The sequence below is a fragment of the Sulfitobacter sp. SBS6 genome, from assembly GCF_048285585.1.
Lineage (GTDB): Bacteria > Pseudomonadota > Alphaproteobacteria > Rhodobacterales > Rhodobacteraceae > Sulfitobacter > Sulfitobacter pontiacus.
Genome location: NZ_JBLWBA010000002.1, coordinates 67,630 through 93,417, shown reverse-complemented (window position 1 = coordinate 93,417; position 25,788 = coordinate 67,630). Strand labels below are relative to the sequence as shown.

Here is a 25,788-nt window from a genome sequence, read left to right as displayed (position 1 = left end):
AATGCCTGCGTTGTCGAAAGATCGATATAGGGGCGCTGCCGGCCCGTAAAGGGCGAGCGGGGGCGTGACCCTCCGTTCGCCCATGTGGCGCGGGATCAGAAGCCTGCGGCTTGCCCGTCTTTGCGCGGATCAGAGCCCGCGGCGTAACCGCCTGCCGCATTGCGTTGCACCAGTTGCGCGCCGCCGAAGCCAAAGGCGTTGTCCGGCGCCTCGATCTGGATCGCATGTCCAAGCGCCTTGAGCCCGTCGAGCAGATCGGCAGGCATCGACGGTTCGCAGGCGACGGCTAGCCCCTCGATCGCGCGCCAGCGGGGGGCATCGGCGGCGGTCTGGGGGTCTTGGTCCCACAGCTGCGTGCGCAGCAAGAGCTGCATGTGGCCCTGTGCCTGAATAGGACCGCCCATCATGCCAAAGGCCATCAGCGGCGCGCCGTTCTTCATGGCGAAGCCCGGAATGATCGTGTGAAAGGGGCGTTTGCCCGGTGCGACCTGGTTGGGGTGGCCGTCCTGCGTCGTGAAGCCAAAGCCGCGGTTCTGCATGGACACACCCGTGCCCGGCACCACCACGCCAGAGCCGAAGCCCGCGTAGTTCGACTGGATAAAGCTGACCATCATGCCCGAGGCATCACCGACGTTCAGCAGCACGGTGCCGCCCTGTTTCGGGGCCCCCGCGCCAAAGTCCTGCGCCTTGTTGGCATCAATCAAGGCGGCACGGGATTTAAGGTAATCGGGGTCAAGCAGGGCTGCTTCGTCCACGTCAGTCATGTGATCGCGATCGGCGACATAGGCGTGCAGATCGGCATAGGCGAGCTTGATCGCCTCGATCTGCAAATGTACGGCGGCCAGATCGTCTGGGCCGTGGTCGCGAATGTCGGTGTGCTGCAACATGCCAAGCGCCATCAGCGCGGCGATGCCCTGACCGTTTGGCGGGATCTCGTGCAATTCCACGTCGTCAAAGCTTTGGCTGATGGTGCCGCACCAGTCGTTGTGATGCGCAGCCAGATCGTCGGCTGTCATCGCGCCGCCATTGGCCTTGGCGAAGGCCGCGATCTCTTGCGCGATCTCGCCCTCGTAGAAAGCGCGGCCCTTGGTCTCGGCAATAGCGCGCAGGGTGCGCGCGGCACCGGGGTTGCGGAAGCGTTCGCCGGGTTTGGGCGCGCGCCCCTCGGGCATGAAAGTCTCGGCAAAGCCGGGCTGGTCCTTGAGCACCGCGGCCCCTTTGGCCCATGCCGTGCCCACGACCGGCGACACGATAAAGCCGTCTTCGGCATAGCGGATCGCGGGCGCCAGCACGGTCGACAGGCCGAGGCTGCCGAATTTTTCAGACAGTTCGACCCAGGCGCTGACGGCACCGGGGACGGTCACGGCGTCCCAGCCATGTTCGGGGATGCCGTCCTTGAAATATTCGGGCGTCCAGGCGGCGGGCGCACGGCCCGAGGCGTTCAGCCCGTGCAGCTGCTTGCCGTCCCACAGGATGCAGAAGGCGTCAGAGCCAAGGCCGCAGCCCGTGGGCTCGACGATTGTTAGCACAGCCGCCGTGGCAATGGCCGCATCCACAGCGTTGCCGCCTTGTTGCAGGATGGACAGACCGGCTTGGGTCGCCAGCGGTTGCGAGGTGGCGACGACATTCTCGGCCAGGATGGGCGAGCGGCGCGAAGGGTAGACGGGATCATGACGTAGGCGCATGGGATGGCCTTTCTGTAGATGTATGGTTTTTGAGGTGACTGCGGATGGCCCAGACAATGGACACGAAGGCCGCAATCAGGAAAATCAGGCTGATGGGGCGGGTGAAGAACAGCGTCGGGTCTTCGTCCGTCATCAGTGCGCGCCGCAGGTTGGTTTCGGCAATCGGGCCCAGAATGACCCCCAGCACCAAAGGTGCCAGCGCATAGCCAAGGGCGCGCAACGTGTACCCGGTGATGCCGATGAAGATCAGCAGGTAAAGGTCGGTCACGCGGTTGTTCAGCGCAAAGGTGCCCACGACGCAGCAGGTCATCACCACCGGCACGATCAGCCATTTGGGCACTTCGGTCACCCGCAGGAACAGCCGCATGGAGCAGATCGACACGATCAGCATCATGAAGGACGCGACCACCATTGCGATGAACATGCCATAGACAAGGTCACCGTGATCCATGATCAGCCGTGGCCCGACCGAGATGCCATGCACCATCAGCGACGCCATGAGGATCGCATCAACAGCTGATCCGGGGATGCCCAGACCGATAAGCGGGATCAGCCCGCCGCCCGCGGTGGCGGAGTTGCCCGCCTCGGAGGCGACGATGCCGTCGGGTTCACCGGTGCCGAATTTGTCACTGTTCTTGGACCCGCGTTTGGCCTGGTCATAGGCGACGAGGTTGGCGATGGACCCGCCCGCACCGGGCAGGGCGCCGATCAGCACCCCCACGATGGACGACCGCAGCAGGTTGACGGGTCGCATCAACACTTCTTTCATCACGGTCCATGTCTGGAAATCGATGGCCCCTGTGACCAGCGCATTGCCCGACCGCACGCTGTCGGCATTCTCTACCTCTGACACAAGCTGGGAAATGGCGAAGATCCCGATCAGCACGACCAGAAACGGCAAGCCGGCCTGCAGCATCTCGATGCCGAAATCAAAGCGCGGACGGCCCATGATCGGGTCCGTCCCCACGGTAGAGATTGCAAGCCCGATCAACCCGGCCAGAATACCGCGCATGGCGGAGGTGCCGACAAGGCTGGCGACGATTGTCAGGGCAAAGACAATGAGCGAGAAATACTCCCACGGGCCAAGGCGCACGGCGAAAAGCGCGAGCGGCGGTGCGGCGAAAATCAGCACGATGGTCGAGATCACGGTGCCAAAGAAGGACGCCCAGACCCCGATGGACAGCGCGCGCCCCGGTTCGCCGTTGCGCGCCATGGGGAAGGCGTCAAAGGTCGTGGCGACCGACGATGGCGTGCCGGGAATGCCCAGCAACGCCGCCGAGATCAGCCCGCCAGTATAGCCGCCCACATAGACCGAGAGCATCACGGCGATACCCTGCAAAGGCTCCATCGTGAAGGTCAGCGGCAGGGTCAGCACGATCGCCATCGTGACGGTGAAACCGGGGATCGCCGCCGCAACGATGCCCGCGACGGACCCGGCCAACATATAGGCGAGCGTCGCCAGCGTAAAAATCTGCGCGGCCCCTGTCATGAAATCAGTCATTCAAAGCACTCCGCGCGGTAGGAAAACGGTGAACACTTCGGCAAAAAGCCAGTTCAGCCCGAAGGAGAAAACCACCGCCACCACAGCGGCGAGGGCAATAGACTTGGGCGTGCGTGGCATCAGGATCACCTGAAGCACGAACAGGAAGATCAGGCTGGCGATGGAAAACCCCAGCACCGGAATGACCAGCAGATAGGCTGTGAGCGCGCCAAGGCAGACAAACACCAGATAGCAGCGTTTGGCCCATGCTACGGCCTGTGCGGCGAAATCACCGTAAGCATGGCGGGGGATCTGGCGCAGCGCGTCGATGATCGCGATGGCTGATACGATCGCCATCGCGCCAAAGATGATTTTGGGGAACGCCCCGGCACCAAGCTTTTCAAAACGCGAGGTCGCAATGCCGCTGGCCGAGATGAACAATGCGATCGAGGCCAGCAGGAGGAAGACATAGCTCAGGAGGCGGGCAACCAAGCCCGCCTCCTGTGCCTTCATGGGGTCATGCCCGTTCATGGGGCCAGAACCGACGACAGCGATTTCACTGTCTCGTCCAGTTTGCTCAGATAGGCGCGGTAGTCTTCCTGACCGCGGAACCCGACATCGGCACCCGCGTTGTTGGTCTGCTCGATATAGGTGGGGTCTTGGGCCATCTCTTGCAGCGCCGCTTCAAGCGTGTCGCGGACCTCTTGCGGGGCTCCTTTGGGCATCACGATGCCGCGGGTCACGTTCAGCTCAAGATCCTGACCCAGCTCTTTGAAGGTCGGCACATCGGGGGCGGCGTCCACCCGGTCAGTCGCGCCGACGGCAAGGAAGGTCAGATCACCGTTGTCGACGAATTGTTTGGAGGAGCTGATGTCGCCAATCGCCACATCAAGGTTGCCGCCGACCAGCGCGCGCACGCGTTCGCCCGTGCCCTCATAGCCGACGTATTTGAATTCAAGCCCGAAGGCCTGTTCGATCATCGCGGCGTGCAGATGCGGGACGCCGGCCAAGGTGACGCCCATCGAGATCTCGCCGGGATGTGCCTTGGCGTAGGTCACGAATTCTTCGAAATTGCTGTAATTGTCGGATTTGCCCGCCACCAGATACTGGGGCGATGCTGTCATCAGTGCGATCGGGTCAAAGTCATCCCATGCCAGATCGGTGATGCCGGTTTCGGTGGCGACCAGCAGACCTTCGTGAACCTGGCTGATGGTATAGCCATCCGCGGCGCGGGGGGGGGCCCCCCCCCCCAGGCCCACGGTGCCGCCGACGCCGGGCATGTTGATCACGGGCATTTCAGCGCCAAGGAAGGGCTGCACATTGTTGGCCACAAGACGCATCAGCGTGTCAGAGCCGCCACCGGGCGACCAGGGCACGATGAACTCTACCGCGCGCTCGGGGTAGGTGTCGGCTGTGGCGGGGGCTGCAATCAGGCTGGCAGCGGTGAAAAGGGCGGCAAGGCCCGAACGAAACGTCATAGGAGGACTCCCTGTGAGAGAAGCAGCGGTTTATCCGCCACGGGTTTGGTGTCAGTTTCGTGAATAACACAAGAATAACCATAGCAAAGCGCGTAATTCTTGCCATTATATTTAGCATATCTTATCTTGAGGTATGGATACACGTCAGCTTGAGACTTTATTGGCCATTAGCCAGCACGGCGGATTTGCAGCGGCGGCGCAGGCCGTGAACCTGACCGCCTCTGCCGTCAGCCAGCAGATCGCGGCGCTAGAGGCAGAGATCGGCACGCAGTTGTTCGACCGCACCCGCCGCCCGCCCGCCTTGACCACCAAGGGCGCAGAGATGGTCCGCTCGGCCCAGTCGATCCTGCAGATCGTGTCGGACACAAAAGCCTCCGTCGCCGGGGAGCAGATGCGCGGCACCGTGGCGCTCGGGTCGTTGCGGACCGGGGCAAATTCACTGATGCCGCAGGCGCTTGCGACGTTACGCGCCAGCTTTCCCTACCTGAACTTTCGGCTGCGCGTCGGTGTGTCCGAGGAGCTGATGAGCGAGGTCGTCTCGGGCCAGCTGGATGCGGCGGTTGTGGCGGATCACGTGGCGGTGCCCAGCAGTCTGCGCTGGACCCCTGTGCTGACCGAACCGCTGATCGTTCTCACCCCGCCCGGCACGGGGACGATCACGCTGGATGATCTTATCCGCGACGTGCCCTATATCCGCTATCGCACGCAGGTGCCGCTGGCGCGCCAGATCGATACCGAAATCGCCCGCCTTGGCGCCGCGCCGCGCCAGATCGTGTCGGTGAATACCATGCCTGCCGTGGTGGGCTGTGTGCGCGCGGGTCTGGGCTTTGCCATTATCCCGCAGATCGCGCTGCACGATGCCGAGACCGCCTCGCTTGACTGGTTCCCTTTCGGGGCGCCGCCGATCCATCGCCGTCTGGGGCTGGTGCAGCGGGTCACCTCGCGCCGCGCCGAGGTGCTGGCGGCTTTGGTCACCGCGCTGATCCAGCAGGGGCTCTCGGCAGAGGTCTATGACTAGGCCCGCGCGCGCCAGCCCTTACGCCAGATCGCAAGGCCGATCACCGAGCCATAGACCACCATCGCGCCGCCGATGGCGATGAAGATGCCGCGCAGGCCCAGGCCGCCGGTTTGCATCAGGATCAACGCGCCGATCAGAGCCACCGCCATCCGGCTGAGGCTGCTGATCACCGGCCAGACCATATGCCCGGCCCCCTGCGACGCGAAATATAGCGCGAGCCCGAGTGCGAAGAAGGCGTAGAACGGTGCCACGAGGCGGAAATAGCTGCGCCCTGCGTCCAGCGCGCCGGTGTTGGACGGGTCAAGGAACATGCCAAGCCAAAGGTCGGGAAACACGGCGAGCAGCAGCCCGATACCGCCGACGATCACCGCCGCCGCGCAAGATCCGGTCCAGGCCACGCGCAGGGCGCGGTCCACCTGACCGGCGCCCATATTCGCCCCGACCATCGCCGTCATCGCGGCGCCAATGCCAAAGATCACGGGGATCATCAGAAATTCGAGCCGCGCGCCAAGCCCGTAACCGGCCAGCGCCTCTTCGCCGAACCGGCCCACGAGCCCTGTCATCATGATGATGGTGATCGTGGTCAGCAGGGTATTCACCGCCGCCAGCGCCCCAACGCTGAGGATATCGCGGAACATGCTGATATCGATCCGGCCCAAGGCACCGCCAAAGCTAAGCCCCGTGCGCCCCGACAGGATATGCGCCATCGCCAGCACAGCCCCGATAGCAAAGGCGAGCACGACGCCGATGGGCAGGCCCGCCATGCCAAGCGCGGGCAGGGGGCCCCACCCCAGGGCGAAGCCGCCCGACAAGGGGATCGAGATGACGGACACCAGCAGCAAGAGCACGGCAGGGGTCTGCATATCGCCCGTGCCACGAATAATGCTGAGCGAGGCATTGCACAGCCAGATCGCCATGCAGCCGGGAAAGAAGACCAGCGCATAGGTCGCGGCGGCAGAGACGGCATCGGCACCGCCCCCCAGCAGGGTAAAAAACGCCACGCCAAACAGCCCGACCAGAACGGCCATGATCACGGCAAAGGCACCCGCGATCATCCACGCGACTACTGCTAATGTGGCCGCCCGCGCGCTGTCTTGCGCGCCAAGTGCGCGCGCCACCGCGGCGGAGATCGCCCCACCGATGGCCCCCGCCGACAGCATTTGCGTCAGCATGACCAGCGGGAACACCAGCGCCAGACCGGCCAGCGCTGTCACCCCAAGAAGGCTCGCGAAATACGCCTCGGATATGCTTTGCACGGTTTGCACGAACATCGCCAAGACATTGGGCGCGGCAAGCTTGGCCAGCGTCGGCGCGATTGGGGCCTCAAGCAGGGCACGGGTCCGGGTGGCGCGGGCCTGCGTCGCGGCGGCGGAAAGGGCAGGGGCGGCGTTCGGGATGGCGCGGGCCATCAGTCGGCCTTGCCGAGCTGCGATGTGGCGACCTGATGTGGCATGGTTTCCCCCGTTCGAATGCTTGGAGTGGCGAGTTTTCGCCTCTCGGTTCCTTTTTGGAATGCACTACGGGTAAGTTCTCTTTCAGAACCTGTCAATGCCTGCTAGGATCAAGGGATGAAATGGAACGAGCTACAGAATGAATCCTGCCCTGTGGCGCGGGGGCTGTCCGTGGTGGGCGACCGCTGGACCATGCTGGTGCTGCGCGATTGCTTTCTGGGCATTCGCCGGTTCGAGCAGATGCAGGACCGGCTGGGGATCACGCGGCATGTGCTGGCGGACCGGTTGCGCAAGCTGGAGGGGGCCGGCGTGCTGCGCCGCGAGGCCTATCAGGAGCGCCCCCTGCGCCACGAATACCGGCTGACCGAACGGGGCAAGGCGCTGTATCCGATGCTGGTGTCGCTGATCGACTGGGCCAACGCCCATGTCCCCATTGAAGGCAGCCCGTCGGTCACGCTGGTCTCGCGCAGTGCGGGCACGCCAATCGCGCCCATGCTGGTCGATCGCGTCACCGGAGAGGAGATTACCCACCGCAGTGTCAGCGCCATTTCAAACGCCGGTGCCAAAAAAGCATAGCGGCTTTCCGCCGCTCACTGCGTAAAAAACTTCGAAACCTTCCAGCGCAGGACCGATTGACAGGAAGGGGCAGGTGCATCAACTGTCTCCCATGGCTTTTGAACGCACCATATCTTTCTGGCTGAACGCAGTGGCATGTCTTGCCTTTGCTGCGGCGCTGGTGCTGTTTCCGCCGTCCGCGTCCCACGCGGCGTCGGGGATGCATGACGGGCATTATGCTGCGGTCATGGACGATGTGGTCAATATAACCGCGCAAGACGCCCTGCATGATCATAGCACTATGGATCGTGCCGCTGTCGACAATCACAGTGAAAAAGCCCCTTCGAACACGCCTGACGACAGTGCAGGCAATTGCTGCAACGGGATGTGCCTGTCCATCGTGTTGATGGACCACGCGCATCCGCAAGACGATGCTGTCACTGCGGGCACCTACAAGATCGGCCATGCGCAGGCGCGCTCGCTTGAGGCGCAAGGCTTTCTGCGTCCTCCACAATCCTGATCTGATTTAGACCCGCTTTGGGGTCTTTGCGTCGCGCCAGCGTTCCTGCGCGCGATCCCTAGAAGATCAATCAGGTACATCACATGAAAATCCATTTCGTTTTGGGGGCTTGCACCCTGACCCTTGGCGCCTGCACGCAGGATGTCAGACCCTTGCCCTATACGCCGACACCGCTGCCTGCCGTGGCCACGCAAGAAGCCACGCTCAGCACGACCGTCGTCTCTCCCATCAGCCACCCGAACCCGCTGGCCGGTTATACGTATCGTGGGCCCACCGGTCCGCGTGACTGGCGCACCGTGAACCAAGAACAATCGGAGGGGAACTGATGCACGTCCGTAAACTGCCGCTGATCATCGGCTTTCCCCTTGTGCTCGGGGCCTGCGCCACGGCGATCCCGAGCGCTTATACCGACCCCAAAGCCGGCTTTGCCAATGTCGCCAGCCAGATCACGCCCGCGCTTGGTAAACGCACCGTCTTTGCCGAGACCCAAGCCGAAAACGAAGCGGTGAAACGCGAAGTGCGCGCGATGGTGCAGGGCAAGACAATCTCGGCCGATACGGCGGTTCAGGTTGCCTTGCTTAACAACAAGGGACTTCAGGCGTCCTATGCGAATGTCGGATTGTCCGCCGCCGAAGCATGGCAGCAATCGACGCCGGAAAACCCGATCGTGTCCATTGGCGTGCTGGGGATCGGGGCGCCCGAACTGGGGGCCTACCGCGCGATCGAAGGGTTGATCCGCGCCAATCTTCTGGATGCCACCACGCGTAAACAACGCCGTGCAATCGCTGACGCGAGCTTTCGTCAAGCGCAGCTGACGGCGGTGAACGATACGCTGACATTGGCCAACCAGACCCGTCAGGCCTGGGTCAATGCCGTGTCCGCCTTTGAGGTGGTGGGGTATTTGAAACGCGCCAAGGCGACCTCGGACGCCGGATCGGAGCTGGCCCGCAAGCTGGGGGAAACCGGCGCGCTCAATAAAGCCGCCCAAGCCCGCGAGCAGGCGTTCAACGCGGAGCTGGCCGGACAGCTTGCCAAGGCACGGCTGGACGCGACCACCGCGAAGGAAGAGCTGACGCGCCTCATGGGGCTTTGGGGGGCTGACGTGAACTATTACGTGCCTGACGCCTTGCCGGGGCTGCCGCGGTCCGTGGGCGGCGTTGCCAATGTCGAAGCCAAGGCGCTGCGCAACCGTGTCGATCTGCGCGTCGCAAAGCTGGGTCTTGAAGCGCAGGCAAAAGCCTTTGGCCTGACGGATCAGACCCGCATCGTCAGCGATCTTGAGATCGTCGCAGGGGCCGAGCTTGAGCGTGAAGCCGAAGGCGGCGATATCGAGAAAGAGATCACGCCTCAGGTAGAGCTGGAGTTCGCGATCCCGATCTATGACAGCGGCAAGGCGCGGATGCGCAAGGCAGAGCTGTCGTATCTGCAGGCGGCGAATGTACTGGCGGAACGGGCGGTCAATGTACGCTCCGAAGCGCGGGGGGCCGAACGGGCCTACCATGCCTCTTACAAGATCGCGCGCCACTACCGCGATGTTCTGGTTCCGCTGCGCAAGACCGTCGAGAACGAAGCCCTGCTGTCTTACAACGGCATGATCACCAACACCTTCGAACTGCTGACTGATGTGCGTGAAAAGCTCGGTGCCGAGCTGGAAGCCGCGGATGCGAAGCGGGCGTTCTTTATGGCGCAGGCGGATCTAACCGCGGCCATCTACGGCGGCGGTGCAGGCAGCGGCGGCGGGGGCTCCGAAGGCGCCACGTTGGCCGCTGGTGGCGGCGCAGGACACTGAAAGGAAACGATATGATGAACAGACGTCAACTACTCGGTGCCGGTGCGGCGGGGGCGACACTTGTGTCCTCTCAGGCGTGGGGCAAAACTCTGAACATGGGGCTGCCGGAAGCGGCGCATATGGACAGCGCTGCGACTGCGGTCACGGCGCGCCCCTCGACGGGGGTGGATTACACGCCCGTGGTCACGCTGAACGGCTGGACGCTGCCCTACCGCATGAACAACGGCGTCAAGGAATTCCACCTTGTCGCGGAACCCGTAGAACGCGAATTGGCCGATGGCATGATCGCGCATCTGTGGGGGTATAACGGCCAGTCCACCGGCCCCACGATCGAAGCGGTCGAAGGCGACCGTGTGCGGATTTATGTCACCAACAAACTGCCAGAAAACACATCCGTCCACTGGCACGGGCTGATCCTGCCCTCGGGTATGGATGGCGTGGTCGGGCTGAGCCATCCGGGGATCAAACCGGGCAAGACCTTTGTCTACGAGTTCGACCTGACCAAATCCGGCACCTTCATGTACCACCCCCATGCGGATGAGATGGTCCAGATGGCGATGGGGATGATGGGCATGTTTGTCGTCCACCCCAAAGACCCGACGTTCATGCCGGTGGACCGTGACTTCCTGATCATGCTCAACGCGTTCGACATTGACCCCGGTACCTATGTGCCGCGCGTCATGACGATGAACGACTTTAACCTATGGACATGGAACAGCCGGATTTTCCCCGATATTGACCCGCTGGTCGTGAACAAGGGCGACAGGGTACGGGTACGCGTCGGCAACCTGACGATGACAAACCACCCGATCCACATGCACGGCTATGATTTCAAGGTCACCTGCACCGATGGCGGCTGGGTGCCGGAAAGCGCGCAATGGCCCGAGGTCAGCATCGACATTCCTGTCGGCGCGATGCGCGCCTATGAGTTCACGGCGGACCATCTGGGCGATTGGGCGATCCACTGTCACAAGTCCCACCACACGATGAATGCCATGGGCCACGACGTGCCGACGTTTATCGGTGTCGATAAATCCCAGCTTACCCCCAAGATGCGCAGCTTCAAGCCGGGCTACATGCCGATGGGCACGGCGGGCATGGGGGACATGGGCAAGATGTCGATGGAACTGCCCGAGAACACGATCCCCATGATGAACGGCTGGGGTAAACACGGGCCGATCGAAATGGGCGGCATGTTCTCTGTTGTGAAGGTACGCGACGGCATCGCGCCGGACGATTATTCCGACCCCGGATGGTACGACAACCCCCCCGGCGAGGAAGCCTATGAGTGGACCGGAGAACTACCGGAATTCGCCACGAACAACAGCCCCAAAACCATCCTGACCCCGAAACCAACGCAAAAGGGATAACCCCTTTTGCATCCACATAAAACATTGAAAACAATACAGGAAAACACAATGAAAAACCTTCTGATGACCACCGCCTTCGCCATTGCTTTGACCGGCCCTGCCTTTGCGGCGGGTTCCCACTCTGGCGGGCATGATGACGACCACGCCGACAAGCATGCCGAAATGATGGCAGTGGGCAAACCCGGTACGGCGGCTGACGTCACCCGCACCATCGCTGTCACCATGCGCGAGACCGAAGACGGGGATATGATCTTTGAACCCGACAACTTTGCGTTCGAGCAGGGGGAAACCATCCGCTTTGAGGTCACCAACAAGGGCGAGCTTGAGCATGAGTTTGTGATCGATAACGCCGAAGGCAACGCCAAGCACAAGGAAATGATGGCGAAGATGGATATGGAACATGACGACCCCAATTCGGTCCGTCTTGAGGGCGGCCAGTCGGGCGAGGTTATCTGGACCTTTGCCAATGCTGGCTCGTTTGAATTCGCCTGCCTGATCCCCGGTCACTATGAATCCGGCATGTACGGCCCCATCGAAGTCAGCGCCAAAGCCGAGGCAGAAACCGAAGCGGCAGAGGTCGTCTATACCAAGGGCACCGTCAAGAAAGTTGACACCAAAGGCGGGAAGGTCACCATCGATCACGGACCTTTGGTCAACCTTGATATGCCCGCGATGACCATGGTGTTTCGCGCCGATGAAACCATGATCGGCAAGCTCTCTGCAGGTCAGAGCATCGAATTCGTCGCGGAGCCCGTCAAAGGCAAGCTGACCGTCGTCGAGTTGAAGTAACCCACACGCGGGCTCCGGTCATGCATCGGTGCCCGCCCCATAAGAGGCGAAGACATGAAAACATCGCGTGTATTGCTGTGGGTTGTCCCCTTTGCGTTGCTGACCGCAGCGGCGGGCGGGTGGTATTTCTCGCATCATGATCAACCCGAGACCAGCCCGACCGAGCTTGCGGAGGGGGCCTTGGCTCCCGTGAAGGTGCCGGACAGTTTCACCGATCAGGAGCAGCTGGGAAAGCGCGCCTATGATGCGGTTTGCGCGGCCTGCCACGGGGCCAATGGTCAAGGGCAGGACGGCGTCGCACCGCCTTTGGTGCATGTGATCTACGAACCCAGCCACCACGGCGACCGGGCGTTCCTGCTGGCCGCGCAAAACGGGGTGCGGGGGCATCACTGGCCGTTCGGAAACATGCCTCCCGTCGAAGGGATCACGCAGGCCGATGTGATGGACATTGTGGCCTACATCCGTCGCCTTCAGCGCGAGAACGGGATCGACTAAGCCAAAGGGCCAGGCCCCGAGGTACGTTGCACCCCGGGGACCCGTGCCGTTTCAGAACATCCGCGAGATCGAGAATTTCACGTTCCGACCCGGTGCCGTGCGGGTCGACAGATGCGGCGTATAGGTTTTGTCGAAAGCGTTCTCTAGCCCGACGCGGAACTGCGTATCCTTGAGGATACCGTTTTGCGGGACATAGGTGGCGCGCAGATTATGGACCCCAAATCCTGCCGAGGTCTCGCCGTCGTCTGTTACGGATGTGTTGCCCACGACCTCCCAGCTCAGGTCAAGCTCTTTGCCGAATTTCTTGCCCACGGTGACCCGCAGACTGTCCGCAGGCAGCAACCGCCAGTCGCCGGAAACACCGCCCGGTTCATACTCCGTCCCGCGCACCACATTGGCATTCACGTCAAAGTAAAGACCCGTGTCCAACGCGTAAGAGGCTTCAAGCTCCAGCCCCGAGGTTTCGACCCGGTCCAGCGCCGGTGCAGGCGGGCGTACCCCCGAGACCGAATAGCTGCTGACATCGGTCAAGGTGGTCTCGTAGTAGACACCCTTGATCGCGAATTGGTCCCCATTGCGGAACAGATCATGACGGTCAAACGAGGCGCCGATCTCGTATGTCTCGGCCTTCTCGGATGAGGTGATCGCGGCATCGGTGCCCAGATGGTCGATCATTGGCAGCCCTTCGGTATAGGCGGCACTGGTGAACAGGGCCAAACCATTCCCGAAGGCGTAGCGCACCGACAGCCCGCCCATCAGCGCGTTGTTATCATAGGTGCCATCATTCGGGGCCGCTGATCCGGTGATCTTCGATGTCTCGTAGCGCAGCGCCGGTGTCACGGTCCATGCATCAGTGATGCGCATGTCATCCACAGCATAGACAGCGACGCGACGGTCCTTGCCGCCGGGGGCGTTGCTGGCATCAAGGCGTTCTTTGTGGATCAGTTCAAGCCCGGTCCGCAGATCATGGGAGACAGCGCCTGTGGTGAACAGGCTTTGGTTTTTGAACGCCAGTTTCGTTGTTTGATATCGATGATCCGCATTCGCCAAGGCAAGAACACCGGCCCCTTGCGGGGTGCCTTCAAGGGGTGAGCTGCCCGAGACATAGCTTTGGTCGATCTGTTGGTCGGCGTAGGATAGCACGACATCAAGGTTCACCAGATCATTGTCAGCCGGGTTAAAGCTGTACTTGAGCACCGCGGTCGTGGACTCCGTATCGCGGTCAACGGTGCCAAAGGAATCCGCAGTGGTGGTAAAACTGTCAAAAGGCACGTCGCGGTCGCTTGCGGTGGTGTGCGACAGGCTGAAGGTCAGCGATTGATCGCGGTTCTGGCCGAAGCTGTATTTTGCCTTGATAAGACCCGACGGCAGGGTGAAAGCGCTGTTACCGATAGTCGCCCCGTCACCATCCACCTGATCGTTCTGGTCGCGCCACGTGTAGTTCAGCAGAAACTCCATATCTTCGGTCGGTTGCCATGCCAGCACGCTGGAAGACGTGATGCCGTCGCCGTTCGTGCTGAACTCCAGCGTTTGACCCAACACATAGCCAAGCTCACCATTCGTCAGGTCCGACGCGTCTTTCGTCTCAAGCCGGACGACGCCGCCCACGATGCCGGATCCGTATTCAAAGCTGCCGACGGACCCGCGGATCACATCGACCGACTTGTAAAGGAACGGGTCGGTGAACAGTTGGGTGCCGATCCGGTAAAGCCGCTCTGCCCCGGTGGTGGCCCCGTCGATCTGCACGGCGACTTTGGAATCCGCACCGTAGATATCGTTCGCGCCGAAGCCGCGGATGTTGATGCCGGACCCTTGCGGGGTGGACCCGTTCACAAGGCTTACGCCGGGAACTGAATCGATCAACTCTGCCACGGTGCCTGCCTGACGGTCTTCGATCTCCTCTTGGTCGACTGTGGTGATGGATACTGCCGTATCGGTCTGCACCTCGCGTTTGCTTTCGCCCAGAACGAGCGTGCCTAGAAAGCCCTCCTGCGCAGCGAGGGGGAGCGGGGTGAGGGAAAGAAGTATCAGGCTTGTCGTACCCCTTAATAGGGCACGGGTTCCAGCGGCTTTGGTCATCGAAGACATCCTTGCAAGCAATAGGTTTGACGGAATGCTTGCGAGGGGCTGGCGGTGAAAAAAGGGGCGTAGAGGGGTTGCGCTCTTGCGGGTTCTAAAAAGACCGACTAAAAGTGTCAACAATAAAGGGCAGCTTCTGATCTGCGCCTTTGCCAGCGGATGCCCGACGCGCGTCGCCAGCCCCCTCTCATTCAATCTATATGGCGAAGGTGCTGCATGACCCATTCCGTTCCCCCGACCCCCGAGGATATTCGCGCCTTTCGCGCCGACCACGCGCAGTTGCGCGAACGTGATGTGGCCGACAAGCTCAAGATCAGCGAGGCGCAGTTGCTGGCGGCTTATACCGGCGATGGCGTGCGGCGTATCAATGCGCACCCCGACGAGATCATGCGCGCCGCCCAGACCCTGGGCGAGGTTATGGCGCTGACCCGCAACCCGTCCTGCGTGAACGAAAAGGTCGGCACCTATGATAACTATCACCCCGGTCCCCATGCATCGATGATCCTCACAGATGACATCGACCTGCGGCTCTTTCCCAGCCGGTGGCATCATGCCTTTGCCGTAGAGAAGGAGACGGACGCCGGTACGCGCCGCAGCCTGCAGGTATTCGATGCGGCGGGGGATGCGGTACATAAGATCTTTCTGCGCGACGGGTCCGATGTGGCGGCCTTTGATCGCGCCAAAGCGGGGCTGACGCAGGAAGATCAATCCCCCAGCCTTGACGTGGTGCCGCGCGAACCTGACGAGGTGCCGAAATCTGATCTGTCGAAGCTGGACATCCTGCAAAAGGAATGGGCGCGGCTGACCGACACGCATCAGTTCTTGCGCCTGACCTCCAAGCTCAAGATGAACCGGTTAGGGGCCTACCGCATCGCGGGCGAGCCCTTTGCACGCGCTTTGCAGCCTTCTGCTGTCGATACCATGCTGCATCAGGTGGTCGCGCAAGAGCTTGAGATCATGGTCTTTACCGGCAATCGCGGGTGTATCCAGATCCATTCGGGCCCGATCACCACGCTGAAATCCATGGGCCCGTGGCAAAACGTGCTGGACCCCCGCTTTAACCTGCACCTGCGGCTTGATCACATCGCCGAGGTCTGGGCCGTCGACAAGCCCACGCAACGCGGTCCCGCTGTTTCGGTCGAGGCCTTCAACAAGGACGGGGGGCTTATCCTTCAGGTCTTTGGCGTCGGCAAGGAAGGGCGCGATTGTCGTCCCGCATGGGGCAAGCTTGTCGCGGGGCTGGAGAGCCTGAACGTCGAGGTGCCCGCATGATCCGCGCTTTCACGACCGCTATCAGCGTCGCGGCGCTTGGCCTGATCACAGCACTGCCCGCCACGGCACAGGAACCCACAGGGGGCGTCGTCTCCATCGGCGGCGCAGTGACAGAGATCGTCTTTGCCCTCGGCGCGCAGGACCAGCTGGTTGCGCGGGATACGACCTCTAGCTATCCGCCTGAAGCCGCTGCCTTGCCGGACGTGGGCTATATGCGCGCGCTCTCGCCCGAAGGGGTGCTGGCCACAGGCCCCAAGCTGATCATCGCCGAGGAAGGTGCCGGACCGCCCGAAACAATCGAGGTGCTAGCGCAGGCGGATATCCCCTTTGTCACCGTCCCTGATGACTATACCGCCGAAGGGGTCAGCGCCAAGATACGCGCCGTCGGGCAGGCGCTTGGGAAAGGGCCGCAGGCCGAAGCGCTGGCTGCTGAAGTGCATCAAAAGCTGGCAGCCGTGTCCCGCGCGACGCAAGACCGGCCCGAGGCAGAGCGCAAACGCGTGATGTTCATCCTCAGCACCCAAGGCGGGCGGATCATGGCGTCGGGCACGGATACCGCGGCCGCGTCGATGATAGAACTGGCTGGTGCGGTGAATGCGGTCACGGGGTTTGCGGGCTACAAACCCATCACGGACGAAGCCGTGCTGGCTGCAGCGCCCGATGTGCTGGTGATGATGGCGCGTGAAGGCGATCACAACAGCACCGAGGCAGAGCTTTTCGCGATGCCTGCCATATCCGTCACCCCTGCGGCGAACAGCCGATCGGTGGTGCGGATGGACGGGCTTTATCTGCTGGGGTTCGGGCCGCGCACGGCAGATGCGGTCGGCGATCTGCACGCCGCGCTTTACGCCGACTGATCCGATGACAGCGCTTGCAGATTTCGCCCCGCCCCGCGACCGCCGTCGTGCCGCGCGCAAGGCGCATGTGTGGATGGCGGCTGTTCTGGCAGTCGCCGCCATCGGCAGCCTTGCGATCGGGGCGTCGGGCACATCGCTGTGGCATGCCCTGGCCAAGATCGTGACCGGTGCGCCGCTGACGCAGCTTGAACGCGTGGTGCTTTGGGATATCCGTTTGCCGCGGCTGATCATGGGCATCTGTGTCGGGGCCGCGTTGGCTGTGTCAGGCGCGGTGATGCAGGGGCTGTTTCGCAACCCGCTCGCGGATCCGGGTCTGCTTGGGGTAAGTGCGGGTGCCGGATTGGGCGCGATCGTGGCAATCGTTCTGGGCGGGCTGTTGCCGGTGGCTGTGCTCACCTTGGCGGGCTTTTGGCTGATCCCGCTGGCGGCCTTTCTGGGCGGATGGGCGGCAACCTTGCTGCTGTATCGCGTGTCGACGCGGCGTGGGCGCACCTCTGTCGCGACGATGCTGCTGGCGGGCATTGCATTGGGCGCGCTGACAGGGGCCTTGGGCGGGCTGTTGATCTATTTCGCCGATGACACGCAGTTGCGCGATCTGACGTTCTGGGGGCTCGGCTCGCTTGCCGGTGCCACATGGACCAAAGTCGCCATCGCGGGGCCGCTGATCCTTCTGGCGACGGGTGTGGCAATGCGCTTGGGCGGCGGGCTGAATGCGCTCGCTTTCGGGGAGGCAACAGCCGCGCATATGGGGGTGCCGGTGCAGCGGGTGAAGCATACCGCCATCCTCACGGTCGCCGCCGCCACCGGTGCCGCGGTCGCTATGTCCGGCGGGATCGGTTTCATCGGGATCGTCGTGCCCCACCTGTTGCGTCTTGCCACGGGGCCGGATCACGAACCCCTGCTGGTGAACGCTGCCATGCTGGGGGCCACGCTGTTGCTGACCGCCGACATCATCAGCCGCGTGATTATTGCGCCCGCGGAACTGCCCATCGGGTTGATCACCGCCATTCTGGGCGCACCGGTGTTTTTCTGGATCCTGCTGCGGCGCCGTGGGCTGGTGGACCTGTGATGCTGCGCGCCTGCGATATTGTTGCCCGTATCGGCAAAAAAGACATCCTGCATGGGGTCGATTTCACCGCCAATGCCGGCGCGCTTACAGCCATTGTCGGGCCCAACGGGTCGGGCAAATCGACGCTGCTCAAGGCGATCACGGCCGAGGTCGACTTCACCGGCCGCATTCTGCTGAACGGCGAAAACGTCGCCGATCTGCACCCGTGGGAACTTGCCGCCATGCGCGCGGTGCTGCCGCAGTCAGCCACCCTTGCGTTCCCTTTTACCGTGGCCGAGGTCGTGCGCATGGGGCTACGCCGCGGCATATCGGGACACCGCGACGATATCCCCGCCCGCGCCCTGCATGCCGTGGGGCTAGAGGGCTACGCAGACAAGCTTTATCAAGAGCTTTCGGGCGGAGAGCAGCAACGCACGCAGCTGGCCCGCGTGCTCTGTCAGGTTTGGCATCCGGTGCATAACGGCTTGCCCCGTTGGTTGCTGCTGGACGAACCTGTTGCCAGTCTGGATATCGGCCATCAGCTTATGGTGATGCGGCTTCTCAAAGATTTCGCCAATCGCGGCGGCGGCGTGGTCGCGGTCATGCATGATCTGAACCTGTCGGCCATGTTCGCCGATCACATGGCGATGATCAAAGACGGCCAGATCCTGAAACACGGCGCGCCCGCCGACGTGATGCAAAACGCCATCCTGTCCCAAGCCTATGGCTGCACCCTGACAGTCAATACGCCCGCTGCAGCGGGTCAAAACTATATCCTGCCACACGTCGCAGAGGAGCGTATGGGGTAGGGCTGTTTTCGGGTGCTATTGGCACCTAAAAAACCTCTCAGGAGTAAGTCGGTGATCGGAATACGATTTGGTTAGCTTGCGTTCAAACTTTAACGAGAATATTGCTGCGCAACCCCTAAACGCTTTCAAGCACATGATTGTAAGGGGCTATGTAATGTAATGTGAGGGTTTCTCTGTTAGATGGACGCTGTAATCGCTTGGGTCGATGGAAACGACCCTACACACAAAAACAACCGCCTTGCGGCGATGGAAGCGGCGGGACTTTCACAGGCCGAGCCTTCGAATGCGACTTATGACACTAGGTTTGATGACAAGGGAGAAATTTACTTTTGCATCGCATCTATCTTGAAATACGCGCCTTTCATTGATCGCATCTATATCGTAACTGCCGATCAGACACCTGCCCATTTGCAAGACTTTATTGATGAGGGCCTTTGCCCACCGGAAAAAATCCGCGTGGTCAGCCATTCGGAAATTTTCGAGGGGTATGAAGAGTACCTTCCAACGTTCAATTCGCTGTCAATTGAAACAATGCTGTGGCGCATTAAGGATTTGTCTGCGAATTTTCTGTACTTCAATGATGATTTTTTCTTTAATGGTCCGGTAACGAAAGACGATTTCTTTGACGCTGATGGTAAATTGAAGGTTTGCGGGCGCGAAAGGTCGGTTAACCCACTTCTCATAAAATTGAGCTTGCGGCGCTTGCGCTATAAAATGTTTCGTAAGGGGAATTTACCTGCGCATTATAAAACCGCCCAAGCTACATCAGCTATGTTGGCGGGCAGAGATAGGTATGTTCAACTTGAACACCATCCGCATGTTCTAAATACCGAAACCATGAAGCATTATTTCTCGCAGAATGATGCTGTCTTACGGCGGCAAATTCGCCCGAAGTTTCGCGACGTCTCACAATTTCTTCCCGTAGGTCTCTGCAACCACCTGGAGCTTAAGGCGAACAGGGCTGTGTTGCGCGACACGCGGGACGTGCTTTATATAAAACCTACCAATTACAGCGAAACCCACCTCGTCGAGCTTGCGCAGGCTGAGAAAAAGTTCGCTTGCATCCAGAGTCTGGATGAATTTCCGCATACAGCAATATCTCAAATCAGAAGCACTTTATCGGCAAAGTTTAAAGGATACATTCCAAGCGTTATCGCGCATAATAGCGATGCCTGACGGTCGGCTAACCCTAGACACCAGCGTCTGACGGTCTATGTCAACCGACACACCGCACCAATCACCCAGGACAAACCATGCCGACACAGCCCACCGACAAGATGGCGACAGAGCTTTTGCATGTGCAAGAAGAGCTGGCGGCAAAGAATGTTGACGCGGATGCGCCGAAGAAACAGGCGCAGCGGGCGTCGCATCGGTTGAACTTCCTCGAAGCGATGATGGAGACGGTGCCCGTCGGGGTCGTCATGGCCGATGCCGAAGGCAAGATTATCTACGGCAACAGCCACGTCGAAAAGATGGTGCGCCACCCTGTGTTGCATTCGGACGACGTGGACGCCTATGGCGAATGGGTATCGTACCATGCTGATGGGTCCCGTGTACAAAGCCACGAATACCCTCTGGCGCGGGTGATCCAGAACCGCGAGGACCATGTCGAGATCGACGTGGATTATCAGCGCGGCGACGGCACCCGCTTTTGGATGCGGATCATTGGCGAGCCGGTGCTCGACGGCGAGGGGGAGCGGATCGGTGCGACCGTCGCCCTGATCGACATCGACGAAGAACGCCGCTTGCGCGAGGCGCAGAACATCCTGATTGCCGAATTGAACCACCGTGTGAAGAACGCATTTAGTGTGGTGAAATCCATCGTCAGCCAGTCGCTGCGCAAGATGAGCATTCAACGCGGTATCCGCGAAACGATTGACCAACGGCTTAACGCCTATGCGACGGCCCACTCCAAACTGGTGGGCACCACATGGGACCGTGCTGCGATTGGTGCCGTGGCTGCCGATGTGCTCGACCCTATTGGCGGCGGTCGGATCACGTTGACGGGGCCGGAGGTAGAGGTGCCATCGCGCCAGGCGCTGTCCTTGTCGATGGCATTTTATGAACTGGCGACAAACGCGATGAAATACGGTGCCCTGTCGGTTCCTGACGGTGTTGTGAATTTATCTTGGGAACAAGGAAGTGCCGCCGAGGGTTCCCTCCTTGAACTCCACTGGGTGGAACAAGGCGGCCCTGCCGCCGAGAAACCCAGCGAGACAGGTTTTGGTAGCTTCATCACAGGGCGTGCCCTCGAGGCGGAAACAGGCGGGAAAATCGATACGGTTTTCGGGCCAGATGGATATGAATGGCATTTGAAGATGCCGCAACAGACGGAAGAGCAGGCAGTAGAATGACAAATCAACCTCAGAATATTTTCATCGTCGAAGATGAGGTCGTGGTCGCATTCGAGATGTCCGACCTGCTGGAAGACATCGGCTTTAACGTCGTCGGCCCCAGTATCCATCTGGAAGACGCCAAGGAAAAAGCGCGCGACGGGGATATTGATATCGCCTTTCTTGACGTAAACCTTGGGCGCAACAAGACATCGAAACCCGTCGCGGATATTCTGCGCGAACGGGGTATCCCTTTTGTGTTCATCACCGCATATGACGCCGACCAGATCAGCTTTCTCGGGCCAGATGACCGTGTGGTGAAAAAGCCCGTGAGTAGTCAGAAGCTGATCGAGACGCTGCGCCGCGTCTACCCAAGCCTAGAGACCGAGTAAGGCCTCCCAAAAAGGACCCGCAGGCAAAATCCCGCGCGCCGCGACACTGCGGCGCAGGGCAGGGCTGCTTTGCCCCAGTGACATCGGCCATGTGTGAACATATAGTGAACATATGGCTAAGCAATCTGTAGAGCAAAAACTGGCAATCCTGAGCGACGCCGCGAAGTATGACGCGTCTTGCGCCTCTTCGGGGTCGACGAAACGCGACTCGCGCGATGGCAGGGGGCTGGGATCTAACGAGGGGTCGGGCATCTGTCATGCCTATGCGCCGGACGGGCGCTGTATCTCGCTTCTGAAAATCCTGATGACGAATTTCTGCATCTATGATTGCAGCTATTGCATCAACCGTGCCTCGTCTAACGTCACTAGGGCGCGGTTTAGTGTCGATGAAGTGGTGAAGCTGACCATCGAATTCTACCGCCGCAATTATATCGAAGGGCTGTTCCTGTCCTCGGGCGTGATCAAATCGCCCGATGCGACGATGTCGGACATGGTGCAGATCGCGCGCAAGCTGCGCCACGAAGAGAATTTTCGCGGCTATATTCACCTGAAAACCATCCCCGACGCCGCGCCAGAGTTGATCGCCGAAGCAGGGCTGCTGGCAGACCGTCTATCGATCAACGTCGAGCTGCCCACCGATGCGGCCGTTCAGCAATACGCCCCCGAAAAGAAGCCCGATCAGATCCGCAAAGCGATGGCCGATTTCCGGCTGCGTAAAGAGGTGTCGAAAGACAAATCCCACACCGGCAAGCGCCCACCACGCTTTGCGCCTGCGGGGCAGTCGACGCAGATGATCATCGGGGCGGATGGGTCGAATGATGCGGCCATTCTGGGCCAGTCCACGCGGCTCTATTCCAGCTACAAACTCAAGCGCGTGTATTATTCAGCCTTCTCGCCGATCCCTGACAGCTCGGCCAAGCTGCCGCTGATCCGGCCCCCGTTGCAACGCGAACACAGGCTTTATCAGGCGGATTGGCTGCTGCGCTTCTATGACTTCCAGCTCGACGAGATTACATCCGTCACCGCGGACGGGAACCTTGATCTTGAGGTCGACCCGAAACTCGCATGGGCGCTGGTGCACCGCGAGGTGTTCCCGCTGGATGTGAACCGCGCCACCCGCGAGTTGCTGCTGCGGGTGCCGGGGTTCGGAGTGAAGACGGTGAACCGCATCCTGTCCACCCGCCGCCACCGTACCCTGCGCTACGAGGATCTGATCCGCATGGGTGCATCTATGAAAAAGGCCCGCAGCTTTGTCACTGCTGGGGGCTGGTCCCCCGGCGGGTTGACCGACAGCATCGACCTGCGCGCGCGGTTTGCGCCGCCGCCTGAACAGTTGACCCTGTTCTGATGCATCGCGCGGTCATGCCCAAGATCGGCACGGTACAGGCGTGGCGTGATGCGGCGCGGCAGTTTCTGGCCGCCGGCATCCCGCCCGAGGCGATCCTGTGGGGCGATACCAGCACGGTGCCCGATCTTTTTGGCGACACCGCCCCCGTGCAGACGGGCGGGCAAGTGACCGTGCCGCGTAGCTTCATCAGCATGGCGAGCAGTGTCGTCTGGCACAGTGACCCCGAACGGTTTGCGCGGCTTTATGCATTTCTTTGGCGGTTGAAAGACGCGCCGCAGTTGATGACGGATCGCGGCGATGCTGATCTGTCGCGTCTGCGGCGGATGGAGAAGAACGTGCATCGCTGCCAGCACAAGATGAAAGCTTTCGTCCGTTTCCGCGAGATTGGCGCGCCCGATGCCCCCCGCCGGTCCTTTGCCGCGTGGTTCGAGCCGACGTATCACACTGTAGAACCCACTGCCGATTTCTTTCTGCGTCGGTTCAGCGATATGGATTGGCGCATTCTTACGCCGGATGTCTGCGCGATTTTCGAGGGGGGCAAACTGACCTTCTGCGAGGGGCAGGAAAAGCCCGCCCTACCTGAAGACGCGAGCGAACAGCTGTGGATCACTTATTTCCAGAACATCTTTAACCCCGCGCGGCTGATGGTCAAAGCCATGCAATCCGAGATGCCCAAGAAATACTGGAAGAACATGCCCGAGGCGGCGCATATCCCCCAGATGATCGCCGACGCCCCCGCCCGTGCCCGCGCGATGGCCGAGGCAGCACCGTCCTTTCCGCCGCAGCGATTGGCGCAGGTACAGGCGCAGCTCGCCGCGCATCAATCCGCGTGGGAGGGTCCGAAAGACGCGTTGGCCAAGGATATCGCCGCCTGCACCCGCTGCCCCCTGCATTGCAATGCGACACAGGCCGTACCGGGCGAGGGCCCCATGGATGCCGAGCTGATGATTGTTGGCGAACAGCCCGGCGATCAGGAGGATTTAAGCGGACGACCCTTTGTCGGGCCCGCGGGGCAGCTCTTTGATCAGATCGCAGGGCGGGCGGGGTTGGCGCGGGACAAGGCGTTTGTGACCAATGCAGTGAAACACTTCAAATTCACCCCGCGCGGTAAACGGCGACTGCACCAACGGCCCAATGCGTCCGAGATCCAGCATTGCCGCTGGTGGCTGGATGCCGAGATCGCACAGGTCAAACCCAAGCTGATTTTGGGCATGGGGGCGACGGCCGCCGAGGGGCTGACCGGACGGCGCGATGCCATCACCGCCCGCCGTGGCACGATCGAACAAACGCCTTCAGGCACGCCGGTCCTGCTGACGCTACACCCCTCGTATCTTTTGCGCCTCCCCGATCCTCAGGCCAAAGCGGACGCAACTGCCCAATTTCAAGACGACTTGGCCGCCGCCGTACGAATGTTGGCCTGAAAAGGCGAAATCTCTTATGGGGCAGTTGCAATATGGCTATTGGATGCCATATACCATCCACATGGATGGAGAGTCGAGATGAGCAACGTCAGGCAGCTACGGGAAAAGCAACCCGAGAACGAAAAGATCACGATCAACCTCGGCTTTGTCGATCTAGGGCGGATCGACCTGCTGGTGCAGGAGGGGTTTTATTCCAACCGCAGCGATTTCATCCGCACGGCGATCCGCAAGCAGTTGGATCACCAGTCGGAGACGGTGACACGGTCTATCGACCGTCACACAATGGAAATGGGTCTGCGCGATTACTCCGTCGCGGACCTCGAGGCGGTGCAGGCGGCAAACGAAGTGCTGCACATCAAGGTGGTGGGTCTGGCCCGCATCGCGCGGGATGTGACGCCAGAGCTGGCCCTTGCGACTATCGGCTCCATCAACGTGCTGGGGGCGCTTCAAGCCAGCACCGAAGTCAAGAAAGCACTCGGCGACCGGATCAGTTAGCTCCGGCATCATCCTTAAAAGGAATGCGACATGACAGATGAATTTAACGCGGCCCTGCACCGTGCCGGAAAACTTGTGCGCGCGGGTAACCCCAAAGCGGCGACCGAAGCCATCCAGAACGCGCTTGGCACCGGAGGGTTGGGAAGCATGGCGAAAGGTGGCAAAAGCCCCTTTGGAAAATCCAAGATCGGCCGCGGCCTGCGCGAGACGCTTTCGGGGCTGGCGCAATCAACCCTGAAAGGCGGTGACAGCACCGAGCCGGACCTGCCCGAGGGGGCCACATTCGACAGCGGCAGCTTTTCCTGCAGCGCAGGCAGCCGCGACTATCGGCTTTATGTTCCCAACCTCAAAGGCTCTGTGCCGACAGGTTTGGTGATGATGCTGCACGGGTGCAAACAATCCCCTGTGGATTTTGCCAAGGGCACGGGCATGAACCAACTGGCAGAGGCGCATGGGGTGATCGTGGTCTATCCGGCGCAATCGCGCATGGCGAATATGCAGAACTGCTGGAAATGGTTTGATCCCGCCGATCAGATGCGCGGCGCTGGTGAACCGGCGATCCTTGCGGGGCTGATGCAACAGCTGCAGCGCGACCATGCCATTCCCAAAGGGCGCAGCTTTGTTGCGGGGCTGTCGGCCGGCGCGGCGATGGCTGTGGTGCTGGGACAAACCTATCGGGATGTCTTTGACGCGGTGGGTGCCCATTCCGGTTTGCCCTACCGTGCGGCCCATGACGTGCCATCGGCTTTTGCGGCCATGGGGCAGGGGGCAACAGGCTCTGACACAGGGAATTTCATCCCGACGATCATTTTTCAGGGCGATGCGGATACCACTGTAAGTGCCGCGAATGCGGATGCGATCGCCAAGCAGGCCCCAAACGGACCCGAGGTTCTGGACGATGGCGATGCGGGCGGGCGCCGTTTTTCCCGCCGCAGCGTGATGGCACCGAAAGGCCATGTCGTGATGGAACAATGGACCGTCTCGGGCCTCGGTCACGCGTGGTCGGGCGGCAACAGCGCGGGGTCGTACACGGACCCCACAGGACCGGATGCGAGCCGCGAAATGCTGCGGTTCTTCCTCGATTTGCCTAAGAAAGGCGCATGA

The 25,788-nt window shown here is 61.2% G+C and carries 25 protein-coding genes; 19 read left to right on the top strand and 6 right to left on the bottom strand.

Annotated elements, in window-relative coordinates:
- Positions 1–95: 95 nt before the first annotated feature.
- From ACNQ62_RS00555 to ACNQ62_RS00540, 4 genes are read right to left on the bottom strand one after another with little or no spacing between them, the layout of a single operon-like run.
- Positions 96–1,685: a gamma-glutamyltransferase family protein gene (locus tag ACNQ62_RS00555; RefSeq protein ID WP_184584031.1), complete on the bottom strand. Its 1,590-nt coding sequence runs from the start codon at positions 1,683–1,685 to the stop codon at positions 96–98.
- The gene (locus ACNQ62_RS00550) at positions 1,669–3,186 is read right to left on the bottom strand and encodes a tripartite tricarboxylate transporter permease (RefSeq protein WP_418093934.1); all 1,518 of its coding nucleotides are present in this window, start codon (positions 3,184–3,186) and stop codon (positions 1,669–1,671) included. Before ACNQ62_RS00550 ends, ACNQ62_RS00555 begins: the two co-directional genes overlap by 17 nt.
- Positions 3,187–3,657: a tripartite tricarboxylate transporter TctB family protein gene (locus tag ACNQ62_RS00545; RefSeq protein WP_240790874.1), complete on the bottom strand. Its 471-nt coding sequence runs from the start codon at positions 3,655–3,657 to the stop codon at positions 3,187–3,189. It lies immediately after the preceding gene.
- A gap of 35 nt (positions 3,658–3,692) precedes the next feature.
- Complete coding sequence (locus tag ACNQ62_RS00540; RefSeq protein WP_418093933.1) at positions 3,693–4,643, bottom strand: Bug family tripartite tricarboxylate transporter substrate binding protein; 951 nt, start codon at positions 4,641–4,643, stop codon at positions 3,693–3,695.
- Positions 4,644–4,776: 133 nt separating this feature from the next.
- Here ACNQ62_RS00540 and ACNQ62_RS00535 point away from each other — a divergent pair, with 133 nt between their 5' ends.
- The gene (locus tag ACNQ62_RS00535; protein WP_132998061.1) at positions 4,777–5,661 is read left to right on the top strand and encodes a LysR family transcriptional regulator; all 885 of its coding nucleotides are present in this window, start codon (positions 4,777–4,779) and stop codon (positions 5,659–5,661) included.
- Here the strand turns inward: ACNQ62_RS00535 and ACNQ62_RS00530 are convergent.
- Complete coding sequence (locus ACNQ62_RS00530) at positions 5,658–7,070, bottom strand: MATE family efflux transporter (protein ID WP_418093932.1); 1,413 nt, start codon at positions 7,068–7,070, stop codon at positions 5,658–5,660. The genes ACNQ62_RS00535 and ACNQ62_RS00530 overlap by 4 nt on opposite strands.
- 159 nt (positions 7,071–7,229) lie before the next feature.
- On the opposite strand from ACNQ62_RS00530, the gene ACNQ62_RS00525 reads away from it, so the two are divergent.
- The 7 genes from ACNQ62_RS00525 to ACNQ62_RS00495 all read left to right on the top strand — a co-directional run bounded on the left by ACNQ62_RS00525 (position 7,230) and on the right by ACNQ62_RS00495 (position 12,630).
- A complete protein-coding gene (locus tag ACNQ62_RS00525; protein WP_037941432.1) occupies positions 7,230–7,688 on the top strand; it encodes a winged helix-turn-helix transcriptional regulator in 459 nt (152 codons plus the stop codon).
- A gap of 73 nt (positions 7,689–7,761) precedes the next feature.
- Entirely contained in the window at positions 7,762–8,187 is a 426-nt protein-coding gene (locus tag ACNQ62_RS00520; protein ID WP_418093931.1) for a hypothetical protein, read from the top strand.
- An 83-nt stretch (positions 8,188–8,270) separates the two neighbouring features.
- On the top strand, positions 8,271–8,513 hold the full coding sequence (locus ACNQ62_RS00515; RefSeq protein ID WP_009824197.1) for a hypothetical protein: 243 nt from the start codon (positions 8,271–8,273) through the stop codon (positions 8,511–8,513).
- Positions 8,513–9,976 (top strand): TolC family protein, encoded by a 1,464-nt coding sequence (locus ACNQ62_RS00510; RefSeq protein WP_005848667.1) that lies wholly within the window; start codon positions 8,513–8,515, stop codon positions 9,974–9,976. The genes ACNQ62_RS00515 and ACNQ62_RS00510 overlap by 1 nt, the downstream gene beginning before the upstream one ends.
- A gap of 11 nt (positions 9,977–9,987) precedes the next feature.
- Positions 9,988–11,346 (top strand): multicopper oxidase family protein, encoded by a 1,359-nt coding sequence (locus ACNQ62_RS00505; protein WP_107277643.1) that lies wholly within the window; start codon positions 9,988–9,990, stop codon positions 11,344–11,346.
- 48 nt (positions 11,347–11,394) lie between these two features.
- Positions 11,395–12,135 (top strand): copper-binding protein, encoded by a 741-nt coding sequence (locus tag ACNQ62_RS00500; protein WP_260006033.1) that lies wholly within the window; start codon positions 11,395–11,397, stop codon positions 12,133–12,135.
- Between the two features lie 54 nt (positions 12,136–12,189).
- Entirely contained in the window at positions 12,190–12,630 is a 441-nt protein-coding gene (locus tag ACNQ62_RS00495) for a c-type cytochrome (RefSeq protein WP_037966964.1), read from the top strand.
- Positions 12,631–12,681: 51 nt separating this feature from the next.
- Here ACNQ62_RS00495 and ACNQ62_RS00490 read toward each other — a convergent pair whose 3' ends face one another.
- Entirely contained in the window at positions 12,682–14,709 is a 2,028-nt protein-coding gene (locus ACNQ62_RS00490) for a TonB-dependent receptor domain-containing protein (RefSeq protein WP_418093930.1), read from the bottom strand.
- 216 nt (positions 14,710–14,925) lie between these two features.
- Between ACNQ62_RS00490 and ACNQ62_RS00485 the strand changes: the two genes are divergently transcribed.
- From ACNQ62_RS00485 to ACNQ62_RS00435, 11 genes are all read left to right on the top strand, one after another.
- Positions 14,926–15,981 (top strand): hemin-degrading factor, encoded by a 1,056-nt coding sequence (locus ACNQ62_RS00485; RefSeq protein WP_418093929.1) that lies wholly within the window; start codon positions 14,926–14,928, stop codon positions 15,979–15,981.
- A complete protein-coding gene (locus ACNQ62_RS00480) occupies positions 15,978–16,838 on the top strand; it encodes a heme/hemin ABC transporter substrate-binding protein (RefSeq protein WP_418093928.1) in 861 nt (286 codons plus the stop codon). The genes ACNQ62_RS00485 and ACNQ62_RS00480 overlap by 4 nt, the downstream gene beginning before the upstream one ends.
- A gap of 4 nt (positions 16,839–16,842) precedes the next feature.
- The gene (locus tag ACNQ62_RS00475) at positions 16,843–17,907 is read left to right on the top strand and encodes a FecCD family ABC transporter permease (protein ID WP_418093927.1); all 1,065 of its coding nucleotides are present in this window, start codon (positions 16,843–16,845) and stop codon (positions 17,905–17,907) included.
- Positions 17,907–18,695 carry a heme ABC transporter ATP-binding protein gene (locus ACNQ62_RS00470; RefSeq protein WP_418093926.1) on the top strand — a complete coding sequence of 263 codons (789 nt, stop codon included), beginning with the start codon at positions 17,907–17,909 and terminating at the stop codon, positions 18,693–18,695. The genes ACNQ62_RS00475 and ACNQ62_RS00470 overlap by 1 nt, the downstream gene beginning before the upstream one ends.
- Before the next feature lie 180 nt (positions 18,696–18,875).
- Positions 18,876–19,871, top strand: a complete 996-nt coding sequence (locus tag ACNQ62_RS00465) for a nitrate reductase (protein WP_418093925.1) — start codon at positions 18,876–18,878, stop codon at positions 19,869–19,871.
- A 77-nt stretch (positions 19,872–19,948) separates the two neighbouring features.
- Positions 19,949–21,049 (top strand): HWE histidine kinase domain-containing protein, encoded by a 1,101-nt coding sequence (locus ACNQ62_RS00460; RefSeq protein WP_340245308.1) that lies wholly within the window; start codon positions 19,949–19,951, stop codon positions 21,047–21,049.
- A complete protein-coding gene (locus ACNQ62_RS00455) occupies positions 21,046–21,420 on the top strand; it encodes a response regulator (protein ID WP_005848648.1) in 375 nt (124 codons plus the stop codon). Before ACNQ62_RS00460 ends, ACNQ62_RS00455 begins: the two co-directional genes overlap by 4 nt.
- 112 nt (positions 21,421–21,532) lie before the next feature.
- The gene (locus ACNQ62_RS00450) at positions 21,533–22,768 is read left to right on the top strand and encodes a putative DNA modification/repair radical SAM protein (RefSeq protein ID WP_418093924.1); all 1,236 of its coding nucleotides are present in this window, start codon (positions 21,533–21,535) and stop codon (positions 22,766–22,768) included.
- Positions 22,768–24,189 carry a UdgX family uracil-DNA binding protein gene (locus tag ACNQ62_RS00445; protein ID WP_418093923.1) on the top strand — a complete coding sequence of 474 codons (1,422 nt, stop codon included), beginning with the start codon at positions 22,768–22,770 and terminating at the stop codon, positions 24,187–24,189. The genes ACNQ62_RS00450 and ACNQ62_RS00445 overlap by 1 nt, the downstream gene beginning before the upstream one ends.
- A 78-nt stretch (positions 24,190–24,267) precedes the next feature.
- Entirely contained in the window at positions 24,268–24,684 is a 417-nt protein-coding gene (locus ACNQ62_RS00440; protein WP_009824184.1) for a CopG family transcriptional regulator, read from the top strand.
- Positions 24,685–24,714: 30 nt separating this feature from the next.
- Positions 24,715–25,788 carry an alpha/beta hydrolase family esterase gene (locus ACNQ62_RS00435; protein WP_418093922.1) on the top strand — a complete coding sequence of 358 codons (1,074 nt, stop codon included), beginning with the start codon at positions 24,715–24,717 and terminating at the stop codon, positions 25,786–25,788.